Consider the following 1,476-nt stretch of genomic DNA (forward strand, 5'->3'; position numbering starts at 1 on the left):
CACTTTGTTGAAAAAAGATTATGTCAATGAAAATGCCACAAATTTTTTGTGGCATTTTCATGATTATCATTTGTTTTATCAAACAGATTCTTCTATAATTTCATATGTTAGGTGTAGACCAATTTGCTTTAGTGAGCGTAGTTTGGTCCACTTTTTCAAGTTTTGTATGATGGCTGTCATCAAAACTTGTCTTTTTACCTTTTGAACTCCACGGTAACGTGCATAACGTAAACCGTGGAGTTCTTTACTATGCGCGAAACTTAGCTCAACAGTTGAAGGGCGTACAGAACGAAGGATTTTCCCACGATACGATAAGCGCTGTTCTCTTAATTGATCGTAAATTTCTTGATGAATAGAGATACGTAACACGCGATCTTCCTTTTCTTTTTTCGCAAAGGGACATGAGTGGCAACTACCTTTGGGCGGTTTGAATTCATGATAACCCTGTCGATTCGTTGTTTTATAATAAAATGGGACACCGCATGGACAAGCATATAGATCCTCATTCACCTGTTTAAATTGATAACGACGACATTGTGGATGATCTTTTGTTGGGAAGCGACGATAGGACATGTATACAAAGAAGTCCCGTTCAAACAATTTCCGTGCAAGCCCGGCATTATAGTAACCTGAATCAAGGGCGATTTCCTTCGCATATTTTCCAAATAAGTCGTTCAACTGATCGACTTGTCCAATCAATTTGCGATGCCCTGGTACATTTGCGGCCGTCACATCCGTCGCAATAATAAAGTTATGAAGTGAATCAACAATACGATGTTCAAAATACGCAAATCGCCCACGTTCGTCATGTTTAACTGATAAACGTGCGTCGGGATCTACTGGGCTAATAGTTGTGCGCTTTTCTTCTACTTTTGGATCTTTCGTTTGAAGAGGTTTCTTCCCATGACGTGCACGACGTTCATTAATTTCTGCTAGATTTTCTTCATTTTCCTCAATCTTCTTCTGTTCTATTTTTGTCTCACGTACACGTTTATTCGCATTGGCTTTTAGTTCTGTTTCATCGGCAACCCATGTTTCATTCGCAATAAATCCTTCATCGTGAATCAAACACAGACAATGACGAAAAAGTTCCTCCCAAAACGTCGTCCCTTGTAGACGTTGCGAAAGAAACTTAGAAATGGTTGAGTGATCCGGGATTTTTTCTTGTGAAGAGATCCCTAGAAACCAGCGATACGTTGCGTTTTGTTTCACTTGATTACACGTAAAACGAACAGAACGAAAACCTTCTAAATACTGAATCAACAAGATTTTCACCAACATAATCGGATCTTTCGTTGGTCGACCTATACGATGTGGATAGAAAGCTTCCAACTGTTTCTTCACAAATCCCCAATCCATTACATGATCGATCTTCACTAAATGATGTGAAGCATCATACATCATTTCATAGAACGTTCGATTTTCTTCAATCTCTACATTTGAATAGGTGAAATACATACAAAAATCCCTCGTTTT

The 1,476-nt window shown here is 38.6% G+C and carries 1 protein-coding gene; it reads right to left on the reverse strand.

The window, feature by feature from the left end; all coding sequences use genetic code 11:
- Positions 1-78: 78 nt before the first annotated feature.
- Positions 79-1,476 (reverse strand): IS1182 family transposase (locus K9V48_RS28010; RefSeq protein ID WP_224142312.1); only part of this gene is annotated, 1,398 nt, incomplete at its 5' end.

The sequence above is a fragment of the Metabacillus rhizolycopersici genome (assembly GCF_020075705.1).